At 62.5% G+C, this 952-nt stretch carries 1 protein-coding gene; it reads left to right on the top strand.

Annotated features, from left to right (window positions below; genetic code table 11):
• Positions 1 to 60 precede the first annotated feature (60 nt).
• Positions 61 to 708, top strand: a complete 648-nt coding sequence (locus BXP70_RS29095; RefSeq protein WP_086597610.1) for an MOSC domain-containing protein — start codon at positions 61 to 63, stop codon at positions 706 to 708.
• Positions 709 to 952 lie beyond the last annotated feature (244 nt).

Consider the following 952-nt stretch of genomic DNA (forward strand, 5'->3'; position numbering starts at 1 on the left):
GGGTAGGCTTTTCCCACCGGGGCAATCGTTGCGCTTCCCACCTGTTTGCTACCTTGCCGCATGCGCCTCCTCTCAGTCAATACCGCCCTGCCGCAGGAAGTTACCTGGAAAGGGCAACGCGTCCGCACGAGTATCTGCAAGCAACCGGTGGTGGGACCGGTGCCCGTATACGCTGACCATCTCGCCGGCGATGGCCAGGCAGACTTACGTGTCCACGGGGGCCGTGATAAAGCCGTGTACGCGTATGGACAAGAGCATTATGCCTACTGGCAGCCTCAACTCGCGATTCGGTTGGAAGCCGGCGCGTTCGGCGAAAACCTGACCACCGACGGCCTGCTGGAACAGCAGGTGCGAGTAGGCGACTACTTTCAAGTGGGTTCGGCCATCCTGATGGCCACCCAACCGCGCCAACCCTGCTTCAAACTTGGCCTCCGCCTGCAAGAAGAGGCCATGGTGGGGCGCTTTCTAGCGGCGGGCCGCAGCGGCATCTATTTTCGCGTCCACCAAGAAGGGACGCTGCAGGCCGGCGACGCCATCACGTTCGTGCAAGCCTCGCCGTATGCGGTTACCATTCACGACATGGCCCAGTTGTATACTTCCACTCCTCCGAACCTAGCTACGCTCCAAGCCCTGCAAGAAGTGCCGTTTTTATCGCCTAGCTGGCGCGAGCGCGTGGCGCGGCTGGTACGCACCGCGGGCAAGGGCTGAGCCGCCGCCCCTAGCCTGTCGCGGAAGGCAACGGTACGAGCGACAGGCCAGAGCCGTTCGCACGCGATAGATCAGGAAGCAGGAAGCGGGTCTGGTAGCCCGAAAGGGGGCCACGTACAACTGACCACGACGGGGTACCAGACCCGCAGAGAACCGGCGCACGTGGTTGGGCTTCCTACCAAGGGGGATGGAGAAGCGATCCCGCCATCTGCTCCTCTTCTAGCCGTTTTCTGCCCAACTGCCC

The sequence above is a fragment of the Hymenobacter crusticola genome, from assembly GCF_002154225.1.
Taxonomy (GTDB): Bacteria; Bacteroidota; Bacteroidia; order Cytophagales; family Hymenobacteraceae; genus Hymenobacter; species Hymenobacter crusticola.

Coding starts and splice junctions, on each gene's coding strand:
- BXP70_RS29095 (WP_086597610.1), top strand. CDS start 61: ATGCGCCTCCTCTCAGTCAATACCGCCCTGCCGCAGGAAGTTACCTGG.